This is a genomic window from Shigella sp. FC1967, assembly GCF_001743005.1.
Lineage (GTDB): Bacteria > Pseudomonadota > Gammaproteobacteria > Enterobacterales > Enterobacteriaceae > Proteus.
Window position 1 is genome coordinate 1 of the sequence record NZ_MIIZ01000313.1, and the last position, 241, is coordinate 241.

At 56.4% G+C, this 241-nt stretch carries 1 pseudogene; it reads right to left on the minus strand.

Annotation, left to right across the window (positions count from 1 at the left end):
• Positions 1–241, minus strand: a pseudogene (locus BHE89_RS02790) (tyrosine-type recombinase/integrase); the annotation flags it as partial.

The window sequence follows — 241 nt, forward strand, 5'->3', positions numbered from 1 at the left end:
GACCTTGAGAGCGCGGTCCTTGTAGATCATGCTTTCCATGTCCAGCGCAACGATTTCCGAGCGGCGCAAGCCGCACCCGAGGAGCACCCCGAGAATGGCCGCATCCCGAAGCCCTTTGGCGCTTGAATCACTTCACATGTGAAAAAGAGGCTGCGAATCTCATGGCGTTCAAGTGCTCGCCCTTTTGGGAGTCGAGATCCACGTACTGAACGGACTTGCTTAATGTGCTGGAAGCTGTCCG